Below are 594 nucleotides of genomic sequence, written 5' to 3' on the forward strand. Positions count from 1 at the left end.
GGCTCGTTCGCGGTGGTCACCACTGCGGTCGCCGCGGAGTCGGAGTCGGGCTTCTCCTCGGCGACGCCGCAGTCGGCGCCGACCGGGATCACGGCGGTGACCGGGTCGAGCTCCTCACCCGCGGCGTAGGTGCCGAACGCGGATGCGCCGGCCTCTGTCAGCGTGGTCGGGATCGCGTCGAGCGTCAACACACCGTCGACCACGGCCGCATCGCCGAGGGGGAACTCTGCAAGACGCACGCCCTTCTGGTCGATGCTCTCGCCGCCCTGCGTGGTGCCGGTCACGTCGAAGACGAGATAGCCCTTCTCTCCGGCGAGCTCGACACCGGCGTTCGCGAGCGTCGTGTTCAGCGCGCCGTCGTGACCGGTGAACGTGATGCTCCCGCCGCACGAGACCAGGCCGGCGAGGGTCTTGTCGTCGAACGAACCGACGCCGTTCTCCCACACGTAGTCGGGGTACCGGTAGGCGACGTCGGTCAGCGTCCAGCCGCCCTTCGCGATGCCCCCGTCAGAAGGCCGACGCCCTCTCCGCCGACCCTGTCCGCACGGTCGCGCTACGGACGCACGGGAAGGACGTCGCTCAGGTCGGCACGCG

1 protein-coding gene is annotated in these 594 nt (G+C 70.5%); it reads right to left on the bottom strand.

All coding sequences use genetic code 11. The annotated features are described in order from the left end of the window. Nucleotides 1-446: HtaA domain-containing protein (locus KZA10_RS17120; RefSeq protein WP_308289710.1), on the bottom strand; the 446-nt coding region annotated here is incomplete at its 3' end. Between the last annotated feature and the right edge of the window lie 148 nt (nt 447-594).

Origin of the sequence: Microbacterium sp. BF1 (genome assembly GCF_019279095.1) — a bacterium.
Classification (GTDB): domain Bacteria; phylum Actinomycetota; class Actinomycetes; order Actinomycetales; family Microbacteriaceae; genus Microbacterium; species Microbacterium maritypicum.